The following is a 17,018-nucleotide window of genomic DNA, read 5'->3' as shown; positions in this document are numbered from 1 at the left end:
GAAGCCAACCGGCATTTCCCCAAGTCCAGGAGATCCCGCAGATTTCGCTCCAGCCTGGCGCGGTGTTGCGCCGAGAAGAGGTCTGGACCATGAATATCCCCATCAAGACGCAGACGTCCGCTTCGTCACGCGTGCTGGCCGGCAAGGTGGCGCTCGTCACCGGGTCGACCAGCGGCATCGGTCTCGGCATCGCACGGGCACTCGCTGCCTCTGGCGCCGACATCGCGCTCAACGGCCTTGGCGTCGCCAGCGAGATCGGCCGGACGCGCGAACAGATGGCCGCCGAGTTCGGCGTCAAGGCCAGCTATTCGCCGGCGGACATGACGAGGCCGAAATCGATCGCCGAGATGATCGCGGCGACGGTGGCCCAATCCGGCCGGCTGGACATCCTGGTCAACAACGCTGGCATCCAGCATGTCGCGCCGCTCGACCAGTTTCCGGTCGAGAAGTGGGACCAGATCCTCGCGATCAACCTGTCCTCGGCCTTCCACACCACGCGGCTCGCGTTGCCCGCAATGCGGCAGAACGGTTTCGGCCGGATCATCAACATTGCCTCCACGCACGGCCTGGTCGGTTCGCCGTTCAAGGCAGCCTATGTCACCGCCAAGCATGGCATCGTCGGCCTCACCAAGGTGACGGCGCTGGAGACGGCGGAGCAGGGCATCACCTGCAACGCGATCTGCCCTGGTTATGTCCATACGCCGCTGGTCGAGGCGCAGATCGACGGCCAGGCCAAGGCCCATGGCATCTCCCGCGATCAGGTGATCCGCGACGTGCTGCTGGCGCAACAGCCGAACAAGCGCTTTGTTACGGTCGAGGAGCTCGGCGCACTCGCGGTGTTCCTGTCGACGGATGTGGCGGCCTCGATCACCGGCGTTGCGCTGCCGGTCGACGGCGGTTGGACCGCGCATTGACATGGGCCGGCGCAGCAAGTCGAATGTTCCAACGGTGCAAGCTCACCAGGAGCGAGACATGGGCACGCAGGACAATTCTCAGCATAAGCAGCACGACCTGCCGGGTCAGGTCGTGCTCGTGCTTCAGGGCGGCGGCGCGCTCGGCTCGTACCAGGCCGGGGTCTACCAGGCCTTGCACGAAGCCGGCATCGAGCCGGACTGGATCATCGGCACGTCGATCGGCGCCATCAATGCGAGCCTCATCGCCGGCAACGCGCCCGAGCACCGCCTCGCGCGCTTGCGTGAGTTCTGGAAGCGGATGGAGCAGCAGCCGGTCTGGAACTGGCGCACCGCGTTTCCCGGCTTCAACGAGAAGCTGGCCTATTGGTCGACCGTGACCCACGGCATTGCCGGTTTCTTCCGGCCCAATCCGCTGGCCCATGCCGGCGATTCCTATCCGCTGGGCGCCGATCACGCCGGCTATTATTCGACCGCGCCGCTGGAGAAGACGCTGAGCGAGCTCGTCGATTTTGATCTCGCCAACCGCTGCGCGCCGCGTCTGACGGTCGGTGCGGCTCATGTCGGCACCAGCGAAATGCGCTATTTCGACAGCCGCGACGGCGAGCTGACGGTGAAGCATGTGATGGCCTCGGGCGCGCTGCCGCCGGCATTCCCCGCCGTGCGCATCGACGGCGAGCTCTATTGGGACGGCGGCATTCTGTCGAACACGCCGACCGAAGCCGTGTTCGATGACAATCCACGCAGGAACTCGCTGATCTTCTCCGTGCATCTGTGGAATCCGGTCGGGCCGGAGCCGACCACGATGGCGGAGGTGCTGAACCGGCACAAGGACGTGCAATATTCCAGCCGCATCGCCAGCCAGATCGTGCGCCAAGAGCAGGCCCATCGGCTGCGCCATGTCATCAATCAGCTCGCGGCGCGGCTGCCCGAGAGCGAGCGCAACGATCCCGCGGTGAGGGAACTGACGAGCTACGGCTGTCCAACCCGCATGCATGTGGTGCGGCTGCTGGCGCCGCAGCTCGAGCACGAGACCCATACCAAGGACATCGACTTCAGTCCGTCCGGGATCACGCGGCGCTGGCACGCCGGCTATGCGCACACGAAATCGGTGCTGGCGCGCAAGCCCTGGATCGGCGAATTTGATCCGCTCGCCGGCGTCGTGCTACACGAGCATATGGACGAGATGCCGATGGCGGCGGAGTGAGGGCTCTGTCCGTCATAGCCTCGCACGACGACGATTTTGCGGGCGCGCGGTCCGGAGTATGGTCGCCGTATCTTCGTCGCGAGGCTTGCAATTGGTCGCTGAGAAAGATCTGGAGGAGTCGCTCGATACGCTGCGTGCCAACGCGGCGGGACCGGTCGCGGGCGTATTCGGCCCGGCCTCACTGACCTGGCGGATCGACCGGGAGGCCGTGCTCTTTCTCGGCGCCGGCCGTGCGCTGCTGCTGCAACTGGCCCATCCCTGGGTGGCGGCGGCGATCGCCGAGCATTCGCGCACCCTTGCCGATCCGATCGGCCGCTTCCATCGCACCTTCGACATCGTCTTTACGATGGTGTTCGGCTCGCTGGACCGGGCGCTGCTGTCGTCCCGGCAGCTGCATCGGCGTCACAGCATGATCGTCGGCGAGATGCCCGAGACCGTGGGGCCGTTCGCGGCCGGCTCGCGCTACTGCGCCAACGACATCCCCGCGCTGCGCTGGGTCCACGCGACGCTGGTCGAGACCGCGCTCATGACACATGATCTGGTGCTGCCGCCACTCTCGGCGGAGGAGCGCGATCGCTATTGGAGCGAGGCCAGGCTGTACGGCGCCCTCTTCGGATTGACGCGGGATGATTTGCCGGCGGATTGGTCCGGCTTCGTCGCCTACACCAAGGCAATGGCGCAGTCGGAGACGCTGACCGTTGGCCCTGCGGCGCGCGAGATCGCCGCGCAGATATTCAGCGGCGCGCGCCCGTGGCTGCGGCCGCCGCGCTGGTATCGCGCGCTCACCGCGAGCATGCTGCCCGAGCGCTTGCGCGCAGGCTTCGGCTTCGAGCTCGACGAGCGCGGGATCCGATCTGCCGACAACGCGCTGCGATGGATCAGGCTCGTCTATCCGAAATTGCCTGGCCGGCTGCGCTATGTCGGTCCCTACCAGGAAGCGCAGGCGCGGCTGCGGGGCGAAGCGCAGCCTGATTGGATGACGCGGTGTCTTAATCGCGCCTGGATCGGCCGTCCGCAGATGGATGTGCGCGGGAAGGGGTGACGGCCGATCGCTCGTGTCCCGGACAAGCCGCAACGCATGAGCGTTGCGGCGCAGAGCCGGGACCCAGAGGCCACGAACTCCTGTGCAGCGTGGGCCCCGGCTCAGCAGCGCACCACGTCGCAAGGGCGACGCGCTGCGCTGTGTCCGGGGCACGAGAGCGGAGTGGGGCGCGCGACTTTCTCCGCATCGTCATTGCGAGCGCAGCGAAGCAATCCAGACTGTCACCGCTGAGGGATTCTGGATTGCTTCGTCGCTTCGCTCCTCGCAATGACGGAGAATGAGTACGCTCCTCGGGGCGCCTCATCCTCACACCGATGCCAGCTTGCGGTACAGCGCGCTGTAGCTGCCGGCCGAGACGCTCCAGGAGAACGAGCGCCCCATGGCGCTGCGGCGCATGGTGTCGAGCTGGTCGTGGGCCATGAAGGCCGAGAAGGCGCGCCGCACGCCGCCGAGGAAGGACTCGCGCGAGGGCTTCGAGAACAGGAATCCGGTCTCGCCGTCGCTGATGGTCTCGGCGAGGCCGCCGGTCTGGTGACCGATCGGCAGCGAGCCGAAGCGCTGCGCGTACATCTGGCTGAGCCCGCACGGCTCGAACCGCGACGGCATCAGGGTGAAGTCGCTGCCGGCAAAGATGCGCCGCGCCTGGGCGTCGTTGAAGCCGATCGCAACCCCGATCGCGTCGGGGCGGCGGCGGTGCGCGTCGATCAAGGCCTGCTCGAGCGCCGGCTCGCCGGAGCCGGTGACCACGATCTGCCCGCCGGCGTCGACGATCTCGTCCGCCGCTGACAGAACGAGGTCGATGCCCTTCTGGTGCACGAGGCGCGCGACGATGCCGAACATCGGTCCGCGCGAGACCGCCAGCCCGAACTGCTTGCGGACGTAATCCGCATTGGCCTTCTTGCCGACCCAGTCGCCGGCACCGAATTGCTGGGCGAGCTGGGCGCAGGAGCGCGGGTCCCAGCTCTCGTCGATGCCGTTGAGGATGCCGGTGAGCTCGGCGGCGTCCGAGCGCAGGCGGAGCAGGCCCTCCAGGCCACAGCCGAATTCGGCCGTGGTGATCTCCCGCGCATAGGTACCGCTCACCGTGGTGAGGTGGGAGGCGTAGACGAGGCCCGCCTTGAGGAAGGAGACCTGGTCGTAGAACTCGACGCCGTCGATGTGGAAGGAGCTCTCCGGTGCGCCGATCCGCCGCAGCGAGTCCTTCGGGAAGAGGCCCTGATAGGCGAGGTTATGGATGGTCAGGATGGATGGGAGCTTGGCGCCCTGCCAGGCCAGGTAGGCCGGCACGAGCGAGGCCTGCCAGTCGTTGGCATGGATCAGGTCTGCTGCCCAATTCTTGTCCAGCTTGCCCATGGCGAGCTCAGCCGCGGCCGAGGCGAAGCGCGCGAAGCGGATGTCGTTGTCGGGCCAATCGCGCCCGAGCTCGTCGCCATAGGGGTTGCCGGGCCGGTCGTAGAGCTGCGAGCACAACAGCACATAGACCGGCAGCCCGTCCTTGGTCGCGGCACGGCCAAGCGAGCAGGCCGGCATCTCCGCGAATGCCGGACAGCGGCCAACGATCTGGATATGGGTGAGTTGCTCGATGATGTCGCGATAGCCGGGCAGCATGATCCGGATATCGGCGAAGGAGCGAAGTGCGCGGGGAAGGGCGGCGGAAACGGCGCCCAGTCCGCCGACGCGAACGAAGTCGTCCATCTCAGTGGTGACGAACAAGACCCTCAAGAACAGCCGCCCTTTTCCGATCCCGCTCGCTGCTATGCAAGAACGGGTCCAGTTGTGCTGGAATTCCAAAGCCCGCCCACGCGGCACGTCTGTTCGGTAAACACTTTCCTACTCAGCCGCCGCCCTCTAGGGTCGCCGCATCAACAACAAAGAACTTCGATGGTTCCCACGAGATCCGAGGGCGCAGGCAGGCATGCAGCTAGCAGATAAGCATGAGGGGACGACGACAAAGGCCTTCGCAGGCCTGCGGGTGCTGGATTTTTCGACCACGATCGCCGGGCCCCATTGCACACGGATGCTCGCCGACATGGGCGCCGAGGTCATCAAGATCGAGACCGACGGCGGCGAGACGATGCGGACCCGGCCGCCGCTGCGCAACGGCTGCAGCACCGCGTTCGGCCAGCTCAATGTCGGCAAGAAGAGCGTGGTCCTCGACCTCAAGTCCGAGGACGGCAAGGAGGCGGTGCGCCGGCTGGCCGCGACGTCAGACATCCTGGTCGAGAACTTTCGTCCCGGCGTGATGCGCCGCCTTCGGCTCGACTACGACAGCCTGCGCCAGGTCAACCCGAGGCTGATCTACTGCTCGATCTCGGGCTATGGCCAGACCGGCCCTTCGGCCGAGCTGCCGGCCTACGCCCCGGTGATCCACGCGGCCTCGGGCTATGACATGGCCCATCTCGCCTACCAGCCGGGCCGCAACCGTCCCGACTATTGCGGTATCTACCACGCCGACGTCGTCACCGGGACCTATGGTTTTGGCGCGATCGCGTCGGCGCTCTATCAACGCAGCGTGACGGGCGCCGGCCAGCACATCGACGTCTCCATGCTGGAAACCATGCTGTCGCTGACGCTGACCGAGCTGCAGAGCTCGCAATTCGCGGTGCCGCCGCCGCCGCGCCCCATGTTCGGGCCGACCGAGACGGCAAGCGGCTACGTCATGATCACGATCGCCAGCGAGAAGACGTTCCAGGCCCTGATGGGGGTGATCGGCCGCCCGGACTGGGTTTCCGATCCACGCTTCGCCACCTATGCCGCGCGCCGCGAGAACTGGGCCGAGCTGATGGACGGCGTCGAAATCTGGTCGCGGCAGCTTTCGACCGAGGCGTGCCTGCGCGCACTCGGGGCTGCCGGCGTGCCGGCCTCGGCCTATCGCAGCGTGTCCGAGGCCTTGGCTGATCCGCAGCTTGCGCATCGCCGTGCGCTCTCAGAGGTGCGGGACGAGGGCGGCTCATTCCAGGTGCTCAACCTGCCGTTCCGGATGTCGGGCGCTGACACGGCGCCGGCCAAGACCGTGTCCGTGCTCGGCGAGCACACCGCCGCCTTGCGCCAGGAGATCGGGCTTGCCGACGGCTCGGCAATTCCGCCAGGCAAAACGGCCGCGACATCCTGAGTCTTATCGCCGCCACATGCGGCGTTTGAACTCTCGTTCGTTCCCCTTGCCGAGGCGAGCATTTGTCGCCAAGCTCGCCTCCGAGTCATTCAACGATCCGAAACATCGGACGACGGATCCCGGGAGGAACCATGACGAACGCGGCGGCCTTGGCACGCAGGCGCGTGCCTATTTTCCTCGTTGCGGCATTTGCACTGGCAACGCCGGTACAGGCGCAGAAATCGGGCGGCAGCATCACCGTCGGCCAGGAGCTGGATATTCCGGGCTTCGATCCACTCAAGGTCGGTGTCTACGACACGTCGACCAATACGGCTGCGGCCGCGATCTTCGACACGCTCACAACGCTGAATGACAAGGGCGAGCCCGCGCCGAAGCTCGCGGTGTCCTGGACCCATTCCGAGGATTACAAGACCTGGACCTTCAAGCTCCGCGAAGGCGTGACATTTCATGACGGCACGCCATTCAACGCGCAGGCCATGAAGGAGAACTTCGACCGGCAGAAGAATCCCGCCAACAAGTGTCGCTGCGCCTTTTACATCACCAACGTGAAAGAGGTGCTGGCCCCCGACGACTACACCCTCATCTACAATCTTACCGACCCTTCGATCAACTGGCCGGCGGTTATTACCATTCAGAGTTCCAACAACGTCATCCACTCTCCAACCGCCTGGAAGACCAAGGGTGACGATTACAATCGCAACCCCGTCGGCACCGGCCCCTACATCCTGAAATCATGGACCGCTGGCGACCGCATGGTGCTGGAGAAGAACCCGAACTATTGGGACAAAGGCCGTCCCTATCTCGACCGCATCGTCCTGAAGCCGCTACCCGACGCGCAGTCGCGCTTCGCCTCCCTGCAATCGGGCGAGGCCGACATCATCTGGGACGACGAGAACGACGCCGACAACATCACGAAGGCGCAGAAGGACCCCAAGCTCACCGTTCACACCTACAAGGGCTCGGGCGCTGCGGTCTATGCCTTCAACACCAAGGTGGCGCCGTTCGACGACGTGCGGGTGCGCCAGGCGCTGGTGATGGCGATCGACCGTCCCAAGATGTCGCAGGCGATCAGCAACGGCCTGAGCCGGCCGGCGAGCAATCCTTACGGCGACGGCTCCTGGGTCAAGTGCAAGGACGACGGGGCGCTGCCGTTCGACGTCGAGAAGGCCAAGGCGCTGATCAAGGATTATGGCAAGCCGGTCGAGTTCAAGATGCTGGTGACGGCAACGCCGCGCGGCCGCATCATCGGCCAGGTGCTGCAGCAGTTCTGGAAGCGCGTCGGCGCCAACATGGAGATCGAGCAGGTCGACCAGGCCACGATTCCGACGCGAGCCTTCACGCGGCAATTCCAGCTTACGCCGTGGCGCATCGTCGATCTCGCCGATCCCGATCCGCAGATGTACGCGAATTTCCGCAGCGGCAGTCCGCTGTCGCTCTCCGGATATTCGAACCCCGAGCTCGACAGGCTGCTGGATCATGCACGCGTGACCGCAGATATGGGCCAACGCAGCGAGGATTACTGCGCCATCAGCCGCCTGATCAACAAGGAGGCGATCTGGTTCTGGACCTTCCAGAACACCTATTACGCGCTGTCGAGTGCCAAGCTGAAAGGCTTTCCGAAGATGTACAACGGCGTGATGGACGTCTCCAGAACCTGGCTGGAATGATGGCGCGATGCTGAACTTCATCGTTCGGCGGCTGCTTGCCATGCTGCCGGTGCTGCTCGCCGTCTCGTTGCTGACGTTCCTGATCGCCTCGCTGCTGCCGGGCGATCTCGCGCTCGTCATCCTCGGCGACCAGGCAACGCCGGAGAACGTCGCGGCGTTGCGCCGCGACATGGGGCTCGACCAGCCGCTGTGGTGGCGCTACCTGAGCTGGCTCGGCCACGTGGTGCAGGGCGATCTCGGCCGCTCGTTTCGCACCGGGCAGACGGTGCTGCAGGCGGTGGCCGAGCGCATTCCGGTCTCGCTGCAGTTGATGCTGATGGCAGAGTTCATCGGGCTCCTGATCGGTGTTCCCGTCGCGATCGCCTGTGCCGCGCGCGCCGGCGGTGCGTTCGACCGCTTCATGACCGGCAGCGCTTTCGCGATGCTGTCGATGCCGTCGTTCCTGACTGCGATCCTGCTGATCTATCTGTTCGCGGTCGAGCTGCGCTGGCTGCCGGCGACCGGCTATGTGCCGTTCACCGAGGCGCCGCTGGCCAATTTGCGCTTCTTCGTGCTGCCGGCGCTGACGTTGGCGCTGGCGGAATGGCCGGGCATCATGCGCGTGCTGCGCTCCGACATGATCGCGACGTTGCAGGAGGACTATATCGCGCTGGCGAAAGCAAAGGGTCTCAAGCCATCGCGTATCCTGTTCGTGCATGCGCTGAAGCCGTCGTCGCTGACCCTGGTGACGGTAACCGGCATCAATATCGGCCGCCTGCTCGGCGGCACGCTGATCGTGGAATCGATCTTCGCGCTGCCCGGCATCGGCCGGCTGCTGGTCGGGGCGATCTACACCCGCGACCTCGTCATTCTCCAGGGCGTCGTGCTGCTGGTCGCCTGCGGCTTCGTCATCGTGAACTTCATCGTCGACATGCTCTACGCCGTGCTCGACCCCAGGATCCGCCATGGCCACGCTTGAGCTGTCGATCCAGGACGAGGACGTGGCTGCGCCGGTCGGCCGCAAGCCCAAGCTCGGCCTGTTGTTCTGGATCGCAAGCGCCTGGGTTGCGATCATCCTTTCGCTTGCGATCCTGGCGCCGGTGCTGCCGCTGCAGAACCCGACCGACATGGACATGCTGGAACGGCGCGCCGCCTTCTCCAGCGAACATTGGCTCGGCACCGACGGGCTCGGCCGCGACGAGCTCGCCCGGCTGATCTTTGGCGCGCGGGTGTCGCTGACGGTCGGGCTGATCGCGCCCATGATCGGCCTCGTCATCGGCGGCGCGCTCGGCCTGCTGGCCGGCTACTTCCGCGGCCGGTTCGAGACGCTGGTGGTCGGCAGCATGGATGTGCTGCTCGCGTTTCCGCCGCTGATCTTCGCGCTCGCGGTGGTCGCCTATCTCGGGCAGTCGGTCCCCAACCTCACTGTCGTCCTCGGCGTGCTCGGCATTCCCGCCTTCATGCGCGTGGCGCGCGCGGCGACGCTGACGCTGGCGCGGCGAGAATTCGTGATCGCGGCCGAGGCGCTAGGGGCGAGCCATGCGCGCATCCTGCTGCGCGAGCTGCTGCCGAACGTCATCCTGCCGCTGCTCGCCTTCTTCCTGCTCGGCGTCGCCGTCACCATCGTGGTCGAGGGCGCGCTGTCCTTCCTCGGCCTCGGCGTGCCGCCGCCGATGCCGAGCTGGGGCAGCATGATCGGGGAGGGACGTGACAGTCTGGACGTCGCGCCGCGCCTCGCCTTCCTGCCGGCGGCGGCACTGTTCGCGACCGTGCTGGCGTTCAACCTCGTCGGCGACACATTGCGGGCCCTCACCGACCCACGTCAGGGGGCGCTGTGAGCGCGCCGCTCTTGGCCATCGAGGATGTCGCGGTCGAGCTGCCGACCCCGCGCGGAAATTTGCGTGCGGTCGATCACGTCGACCTTTTGCTGGAGGCCGGCCGCACGCTCGGGATCGTCGGCGAATCCGGCTGCGGCAAGACCATGCTCTCGCGCGCCGTGCTGCAGCTGCTGCCGAAGAAGGCGAAGCTGACGGGCCGAGTGATGTTCGACGGCGAGGATCTGGTGCGGCTCGAGCCTGAAAGCCTGCGGCGCCTGCGCGGACGCGACCTCGCGGTCGTGTTCCAGGACCCGATGACCTCGCTCAACCCGGTGCTCACCATCGGCACGCAGCTGATGGAGACGATCCAGGAGCACCTCGAGCTTGACGCTCCCGCCGCGAAGGCCCGCAGCATCGAGCTGCTCGCCGCCGTCGGCATTCCCGCCCCGGAGCAGCGGCTCACACAATATCCCCATCAATGCTCCGGCGGCATGCGCCAGCGCATCGCGATTGCGATCGCACTGTCCTGCGAGCCGAAGCTGTTGATCGCGGACGAGCCGACCACCGCGCTCGACGTCACCATCCAGGCTCAGATCCTCGATCTGCTCGCGCGCGAGCAGCGCCGCCGCCACATGGCGATGATCATCATCACCCACGATCTCGGCGTCGTCGCTGGCCGGGCCGACGAGGTCGCGGTGATGTATGCCGGCCGGGTGGTGGAGCGCGCGCCGACGCAAGCCTTGTTCAAGCGCATGCACATGCCCTACACCGAGGCGTTGCTGGCGGCGATCCCGAAGCTCGAGACCGCGCCGCATACGCCGCTGCCGGCGATCTCGGGCCGTCCACCCGATCCGACGCGGCCTCTGAAAGGCTGCTCCTTCGCGCCGCGCTGCAATTATGCCACGGCGCGCTGTCATGAGGCCAAGCCGGTCCTGACGAGTGCCGAGATGGCGGAACATCTCTATGCCTGCTTCCATCCGATCCGGATGGCGGAGGGGATCGAGGCATGATGCAGCTTGCCGCGCGCCCCGCGCCGCTTCTGAGCGTCGACAATCTCGTCGTCGAATATGGTCTGGGTAACAAGATTGTTCATGCCGTCTCCGGTGTCAGCCTCGAGGTCGCGCGCGGCGAGACGCTGGGACTGGTCGGCGAATCCGGCTGCGGCAAGTCGACGCTCGGCCGCGCGGTGCTGCAACTGCGCCGCGCTAAGTCCGGCCGCGTGATGTTCGACGGCGAGGACCTCACCGCCATGGAGGGCGAGGCGCTGCGCAGGATGCGCCGGCGCGTGCAGCTGATCTTCCAGGATCCGATTGCTTCCCTCAATCCGCGCCGGCGCATCGGCGACATCGTCGCCGAGCCGCTGATCATCGCCGGGATCAAGGATGCCGCCGAGCGCAAACGGCGCGTTCACGAGGTGCTCTCCGCGGTCGGGCTCGACCCCGATCTCGTGGCGAACCGCCTGCCGCACGAATTCTCCGGCGGCCAGTGCCAGCGCATCTGCATCGCGCGCTCGCTGGTGCTCAAACCCGAATTCATCGTCTGCGACGAGCCGGTGTCGGCCCTCGACGTCTCCATTCGCGCGCAGATCCTCAACCTTCTGGAGGAGATGAAGGCGCGCTTCGGTCTGACGCTGCTGTTCATCGCGCACGACCTCGCCGTGGTCAAAGCAGTCAGCGATCGCGTCGCGGTGATGTATCTCGGCCGGCTCTGCGAGGTCGCTCCCTCCCAGCAATTGTTCGCGCGGCCTGCGCATCCCTACACCGCGCTGCTGTTGCAGGCGATCCCGGTGCCGGATCCGGACGTGCGTCCCGTCGAAAGTGTGGCGGCCGGCGAGCCGCCATCGCCGATTGCGCCGCCATCCGGCTGCCGCTTCCGCACCCGCTGCCCGCGCGCAGATCAGCGTTGCAGCGCGGAGATACCGGAGTTGCGCCAGATCGCACCCGGCCAGTTCGCGGCTTGCCACCATCCGCTGGCCTGAACTAAGACCGGTTTGTCTGGTCGCGCCGACCATGGCATGGTGGCGCGACAACAAGAAGCATGCGGGAGGACGCCGATGAAGAGTTTCAAGGTTGCCGATTTCAAGGCACCGCTGTTGGAGGTCGACGAGGCGACGCCGCAGCCCTCGGGCACACAGGTGCTGATCAAGGTGAAGGCCGCCGGCGTCTGCCACAGCGACCTCCACATCTGGGAAGGCGGCTATGATCTCGGCCATGGCCGCAAGCCGCTCTCGCTGAAGGACCGCGGCATCAATCTGCCGCTGACCATGGGCCACGAGACGGTCGGCGAAGTCCTCGCCTTCGGACCCGACGTGAAGCCGACCGATCAGGGCGACCTGAAGGTCGGCGATGTCGGGCTGGTCTATCCCTGGATCGGCTGCGGCAAATGTGCCACGTGCCTCGCCGGTGACGAGAACATGTGCCTGACGCCGCGCTCGCTCGGGGTCTATTGCGACGGCGGCTATTCCGATCACATGCTGGTGCCGCATCCGCGCTACCTGCTCAATCTGAAAGGCCTCGATCCTGCGACGACCGCGCCCTATGCCTGCTCGGGCGTCACCACCTACAGTGCGCTGAAGAAGGTCGAGCAGCATTTCGACACGCCGATCGTGATGTTCGGCGCCGGCGGCCTCGGGCTGATGGCGCTGTCGCTGCTCAAGGCGATGGGCGGCAAGGGCGCGATCATGGTCGATATCGACGCGAGGAAGCGCGAGGCGGCAGAGAAGGCCGGTGCGCTCGCGACCGTCGATCCCAAGGCGCCGGACGCGCTGGAGCAACTTGCCAAGAAGGCGGGTGGCCCGATCCGCGCCGTGATCGATCTCGTCGGCAATGCCGCCACGACGCAGCTCGGCTTCGACTGCCTGACCAAAGGCGGCAAGCTCGTCATCGTCGGCCTGTTCGGCGGCGGCGCGACCTGGGCGCTGCCGCTGATTCCGATCAAGGCGGTGACGATCCAGGGCAGCTATGTCGGCAATTTGCGCGAGACGCAGGAGCTGCTCGACCTGGTGCGGTCGAAGAAGGTGCCGCCGATCCCGGTGACGCAACAACCGCTCGCCAAGGCCAACGACGCCCTGCTGCAATTGCAGCAGGGCGCGGTGGTCGGGCGTACGGTGCTGACGCCGTAACGAACGCCCTCTCCCTCGTCATTGCGAGGAGCGAAGCGACGAAGCAATCCAGAATGTCTCCGTGGATGCAGTTCTGGATTGCTTCGCTTCGCTCGCAATGACGACCTGGTTGACACCTTCCTTGAGGCCTTAAATGTCCGCAAACAACGCCTTCCACATTGCCGTGCTCGCCGGTGACGGCATCGGCCCTGAAGTCATGGCGCCGGCGCTGGAGGTGCTGCGCAAGGTCGGCGAGAAGTCCGGCCTCGGCTTCCGCTTCACGGAGGCGCCGGCCGGCGCCAACCATTATCTCGCGACCGGCAAGTCGATGCCGGACAGCACCATCAAGCTATGCGAGGAGGCGGACGCGATCCTGCTCGGGGCCTGCGGCCTGCCGTCGGTGCGCTACCCCGACAACACCGAGATCGCGCCGCAGATCGAGCTGCGCTTCATCTTCGATCTCTATGCCGGCGTGCGTCCGGCGCGCCTCATTCCGGGCGTGCCGAGCCCGATCGTCGGCGCGGACCAGCGCGGCATCGATCTCGTCGTGATCCGGGAGTCCACCGAGGGCCTGTTCGCCTCGATGGGGAAGGGCATCGTCACCCATGAGGACGCGCGCGAGACCCTAGTGATCACGCGCAAAACCTCCGAGCGTCTGTTCGAGTTCTCGTTTCGCCTCGCCGAGCGGCGCAAGGCGCGCGGCAAGCCGGGGTCGCTTGCCTGTGTCGACAAGGCAAATGTGTTCAAGGCGTTCGCCTTCTTCCGCCGGATCTTTGACGAGGCCGCTAAACGTCATCCGGACGTGAAGACGGATCATCTCTATGTCGATGCCTGTTCGGCGATGCTGGTCAAGCGTCCCTGGGATTTCGACGTGATGGTGATGGAGAACATGTTCGGCGACATCGTCTCCGACATCACCGCGAGCCTGATCGGCGGCCTCGGCATGGCGCCGTCCGCCGACATCGGCGACAAATACGCGGTGTTCCAGCCGTGCCACGGCACGGCGCCTGACATCATGGGGCAGGGCAAGGCCAACCCCACCGGCATGATCCTGTCCGCCGCGATGATGCTGGATTGGCTCGCCGACAAGCACGGCGTAGAAATTGCGGCCGAGGCGGGTGAGCAAATCGAGCGCGCGATGGACCAGGTCTATGCCGGCGGCATCAAGCCGATGGAGTTCGGCGGCAGCAACGGCACCGCCGACATCACGAAGGCGGTGCTGGGAGCGCTGTAGGGGCTGTGCTCCTCGCCTCTCTCCTCGACGAAATTACTTTCCCCTAAACTGCGGCTTGCGCTTTTCCATGAAGGCCTGCCGGCCCTCGCGGAAATCCGCGCTGTCCATGCAGGCATTGCCGATGACCTTGATCGCCTCCATGTCGCGCCGGCCCTCGTCCCTCATGACCTGAGCAATAGTGATCTTGGCCGCCTTGATCGCGAGCGGGGCGTTCTGCGCGATCGTCTCGGCCATCGCCATGGTCTCGCCCCAGAGCTCGCCTTGCGGAAACACACGCTCGACGAGGCCGATGCGAAGCGCCTCGGCGGAATCGATGCGCATGCCCGTGTACATCAGAAGCCGCGCCCAGGACGGCCCGATCAGCGACACCAGATGCCGCAGGCCGTCATAGCCATAGGCGATGCCGAGCTTGGCGGCGGGAATGCCGAACTGGCTGTCCTGCGAGGCGAGGCGGATGTCGGCGAGCATCGCGACCTGCATGCCGCCGCCGAGGCAATAGCCGTCGATGCAGGCGATGGTCGGCTTGGGATAATCGGCGAGCAGCGCGCGCTGGGCGGCGCTGCGCTTGGCGTATTGCTCGGACGCCGCCGCATTGTGCCTCACCTTCTCGAACTGGCTGATGTCGGCACCCGAGACGAACGCCTTGCCGCCGGCGCCGCGCAGGATCACGACGCGCACCGTGTCGTCGTCGCGCAAGGCCGTCAGCGCCTCGCCGAATCCCTCCCACATCTCCAGCGACATCGCGTTGCGCTTGTCGGGATTGTTGAAGGTGATCACGCCGACGCCATCGGCCGTGTGCGTCAGAATCTTGCCGTCGGCGTAAGGTGTTCCGGTCGTGCTGATAACGTCTGGCATCGCGCGCTCGCTGCTCGGTGGCGAGGCGCAATGTGCGGCGCAGGCGCCGCCGCGGTCAACCGGCGCGGGAGAGCAGAGGCTGCATCCGCCTGTGCTGCGATTGCATGGCGCGCGGCCGGAAACTTCGAAGGAAGACCGGCAAGAAAAAGGGGCGGCCAGGCCGCCCCGAGACAGGCCGCGCGCAGTTGCGCGCAGACATCTTTCGGCCGATCTCGTGCAATCCGGCCGCGCCCCCGTGACGCGGCGGATTGAACGTCGGCCGTGAAGGCCGGGCCGTCGACCGGCCTCAGCTCTCGTTCGCCGCGATCGATTCCATCAGCGAGACGAGCTGACGCTGCACCGTCTGGTCCTTGATCTTGCTGTAGGCGCGCAGCAGGCGGAGGCTGAAGGCCGAGTCGAGGAAGAGCAGGCTCTCGACTTCGCGGGCCTTGTTGTCGCCGTCGTAGAAGAAGGTCACGGGCACATCGAGGGCGGAGGCGATCTGCTGAAGCCGAGCCGCGCCGACGCGATTGACGCCCTTCTCGTATTTCTGCACCTGCTGGAAGCTGACGCCGAGCTTCTCGCCGAGCTCGGCCTGCGAGATCTTCATCTCGACGCGCCGCAGACGGATCCGCTTGCCAAGCTCGATGTCCGGCTTGCCCGCGCTGCGCTGCTTCATTCTTTTCGCCGCTGCTTTCATCTCTGTTTTCACCTTTGTTCTTCGGTTGAAAATCCCCCGAAGAGCTGGGTCAGGGGTTCGCCCATATACGAGTCCTTGAATTCATGCGGGTGCACGAACTCTTCCTTAAACCACGGGAAGCGGGCCGGATTGAAAGCCTCGATCAGCCAGTCAATCATGTGCCGCACGCGGGGGATACGGCCGCTACCGGGGTGGTAGGACAACCAGATATCCAGCGGCCGGTTCAGCTCGACCTCCAGTGGAATTAGTTTCCCGCCGAGCGCAATGGCGTAGCTCGGGAAGACGCCGATGCCGGCGCCGTTCGCGACCGCCCAATAATTGGCGCTCGAGACGTTCGTCTTCATGACCAGAAGGTCACGTTCGGACACGCCCGGGAAGAAGCTCTCGAAGGATTCCTTGGCGGCGAGCTGGTCGGCGAATTGCAGCACCAGACGATGCTTGATCAATTCCGCCGCCGAGCGCGGCGCGCCATGCTTTGCGATGTATTTCTCGGAGGCCCAGAACATCAGATGCATGCGGCCGAGCCGCACCAGCTTGATGTCCAGCGCCGAGGGACGGGACAGATGAATGGCGACGTCGGCCTCGTGGCGCGAGACGTCGGCCGAGCGCATCGCGCAATGCAGGTCCACCAGGATTTTCGGATAGGCCTGCTGGAATTCGACCAAGCGGGGGGCAAGCCAGAATGTGCCGAGCCCTTCGGTGACGGCCACGCGGACCTCGCCCGACAGCGCGTTGGCCATCGAATCGCTGGCGCGCAGCACGTCGAAGGTGGCCGCCTCCATGCGTTCGACAGCGGAGACTACCAAGGCGCCCTCATCGGTCAGATGGGTGCCGTGGACGTCGCGCGTGAATAACGTGGTGCCGGTCTGGCGTTCGAAATCGTCGATCCGACGCCGCACGGCGTTGATCGACAGAGACAGGCGCTCGGCCGCCGAGCGAAAGCTTCCGCATCGGACGACTTCCAAGAATATGCGGGCGGCGTCCCAATCGGAGAGGCCGCTGATATTTGTCTTTGGGCGTTCCGCCAGAGGAACGCCCCTTTCCGCCAAGGAGTGCATACAATTCCCTTTGGAACGCTAAACTGGCAGAATCTGGCGCAAACCACAACCACGACGGGTTGGGGAACGACGAGTTTTGAACGTCATCCTTACTACCTTAGGGCGGTATTTGGATGCTCCCATGGGCTGGGAATTCGGGCGAGGCTAATCGGCTCGAGTGAGGGGTATGACGTGAGTTCCGTTGCGAGCCGCGAGATGGCTGCGGGAGTGCCGGCGCTGACTGCAATGAACGGTCTTGCGCAGGAGTCGGTGCTCTTCGCCGTTGCTGGATCAATCGCACCGCGTCAGGCGTTCGCTCCCGGAGCATTGCTGCGATCGCCAAAGGCGTCGCATGGCGATGCGAGCGGGAACCTGGTT

General features: G+C 65.7%; 15 protein-coding genes. 11 read left to right on the top strand and 4 right to left on the bottom strand.

All coding sequences use genetic code 11. The features are described 5' to 3' along the window. Positions 1-89: 89 nt before the first annotated feature. The 3 genes from ACM43_RS32170 to ACM43_RS32160 all read left to right on the top strand — a co-directional run bounded on the left by ACM43_RS32170 (position 90) and on the right by ACM43_RS32160 (position 3,160). On the top strand, positions 90-914 hold the full coding sequence (locus ACM43_RS32170; protein WP_271545538.1) for a 3-hydroxybutyrate dehydrogenase: 825 nt from the start codon (positions 90-92) through the stop codon (positions 912-914). 58 nt (positions 915-972) lie between these two features. Beyond that, positions 973-2,118 carry a patatin-like phospholipase family protein gene (locus ACM43_RS32165; protein ID WP_271545536.1) on the top strand — a complete coding sequence of 382 codons (1,146 nt, stop codon included), beginning with the start codon at positions 973-975 and terminating at the stop codon, positions 2,116-2,118. 91 nt (positions 2,119-2,209) lie between these two features. Continuing rightward, positions 2,210-3,160 carry an oxygenase MpaB family protein gene (locus tag ACM43_RS32160; RefSeq protein ID WP_271545535.1) on the top strand — a complete coding sequence of 317 codons (951 nt, stop codon included), beginning with the start codon at positions 2,210-2,212 and terminating at the stop codon, positions 3,158-3,160. Between the two features lie 306 nt (positions 3,161-3,466). On the opposite strand, the gene glgA is transcribed toward ACM43_RS32160, so the two are convergent. Then, positions 3,467-4,882 (bottom strand): glycogen synthase GlgA, encoded by a 1,416-nt coding sequence (gene glgA / locus ACM43_RS32155; protein ID WP_271545533.1) that lies wholly within the window; start codon positions 4,880-4,882, stop codon positions 3,467-3,469. A gap of 193 nt (positions 4,883-5,075) precedes the next feature. On the opposite strand from glgA, the gene ACM43_RS32150 reads away from it, so the two are divergent. From ACM43_RS32150 to ACM43_RS32115, 8 genes are all read left to right on the top strand, one after another. Then, positions 5,076-6,272, top strand: coding sequence for a CaiB/BaiF CoA transferase family protein (locus ACM43_RS32150; protein ID WP_271545531.1), 1,197 nt, complete (start codon positions 5,076-5,078; stop codon positions 6,270-6,272). Between the two features lie 131 nt (positions 6,273-6,403). Beyond that, on the top strand, positions 6,404-7,939 hold the full coding sequence (locus tag ACM43_RS32145; RefSeq protein WP_271545529.1) for an ABC transporter substrate-binding protein: 1,536 nt from the start codon (positions 6,404-6,406) through the stop codon (positions 7,937-7,939). A gap of 7 nt (positions 7,940-7,946) precedes the next feature. Beyond that, positions 7,947-8,897, top strand: coding sequence for an ABC transporter permease (locus tag ACM43_RS32140; protein ID WP_271545527.1), 951 nt, complete (start codon positions 7,947-7,949; stop codon positions 8,895-8,897). Then, positions 8,884-9,756 carry an ABC transporter permease gene (locus tag ACM43_RS32135; protein ID WP_271545525.1) on the top strand — a complete coding sequence of 291 codons (873 nt, stop codon included), beginning with the start codon at positions 8,884-8,886 and terminating at the stop codon, positions 9,754-9,756. Before ACM43_RS32140 ends, ACM43_RS32135 begins: the two co-directional genes overlap by 14 nt. Next, positions 9,753-10,745 carry an ABC transporter ATP-binding protein gene (locus ACM43_RS32130; RefSeq protein WP_271545504.1) on the top strand — a complete coding sequence of 331 codons (993 nt, stop codon included), beginning with the start codon at positions 9,753-9,755 and terminating at the stop codon, positions 10,743-10,745. The genes ACM43_RS32135 and ACM43_RS32130 overlap by 4 nt, the downstream gene beginning before the upstream one ends. Further along, on the top strand, positions 10,742-11,713 hold the full coding sequence (locus ACM43_RS32125) for an ABC transporter ATP-binding protein (RefSeq protein WP_271545502.1): 972 nt from the start codon (positions 10,742-10,744) through the stop codon (positions 11,711-11,713). Before ACM43_RS32130 ends, ACM43_RS32125 begins: the two co-directional genes overlap by 4 nt. A gap of 75 nt (positions 11,714-11,788) precedes the next feature. Continuing rightward, a complete protein-coding gene (locus ACM43_RS32120; protein WP_036037755.1) occupies positions 11,789-12,856 on the top strand; it encodes an alcohol dehydrogenase in 1,068 nt (355 codons plus the stop codon). Positions 12,857-12,989: 133 nt separating this feature from the next. Then, positions 12,990-14,069 (top strand): isocitrate/isopropylmalate dehydrogenase family protein, encoded by a 1,080-nt coding sequence (locus ACM43_RS32115; RefSeq protein ID WP_157280988.1) that lies wholly within the window; start codon positions 12,990-12,992, stop codon positions 14,067-14,069. 33 nt (positions 14,070-14,102) lie between these two features. On the opposite strand, the gene ACM43_RS32110 is transcribed toward ACM43_RS32115, so the two are convergent. The 3 genes from ACM43_RS32110 to ACM43_RS32100 all read right to left on the bottom strand — a co-directional run bounded on the left by ACM43_RS32110 (position 14,103) and on the right by ACM43_RS32100 (position 16,661). After that, positions 14,103-14,924 carry an enoyl-CoA hydratase gene (locus tag ACM43_RS32110; protein ID WP_271545500.1) on the bottom strand — a complete coding sequence of 274 codons (822 nt, stop codon included), beginning with the start codon at positions 14,922-14,924 and terminating at the stop codon, positions 14,103-14,105. 286 nt (positions 14,925-15,210) lie between these two features. After that, the gene (locus ACM43_RS32105; RefSeq protein WP_020608151.1) at positions 15,211-15,582 is read right to left on the bottom strand and encodes a helix-turn-helix domain-containing protein; all 372 of its coding nucleotides are present in this window, start codon (positions 15,580-15,582) and stop codon (positions 15,211-15,213) included. A gap of 29 nt (positions 15,583-15,611) precedes the next feature. After that, on the bottom strand, positions 15,612-16,661 hold the full coding sequence (locus ACM43_RS32100) for a LysR family transcriptional regulator (RefSeq protein WP_157280992.1): 1,050 nt from the start codon (positions 16,659-16,661) through the stop codon (positions 15,612-15,614). Between the last annotated feature and the right edge of the window lie 357 nt (positions 16,662-17,018).

It is taken from the genome of Bradyrhizobium sp. CCBAU 45321 (assembly GCF_028128975.1).
In the GTDB taxonomy this organism is placed as follows: Bacteria; Pseudomonadota; Alphaproteobacteria; order Rhizobiales; family Xanthobacteraceae; genus Bradyrhizobium; species Bradyrhizobium yuanmingense.
Note: the sequence above shows the minus strand (reverse complement) of the source record. Positions and strands in the feature narration are given on the sequence as shown.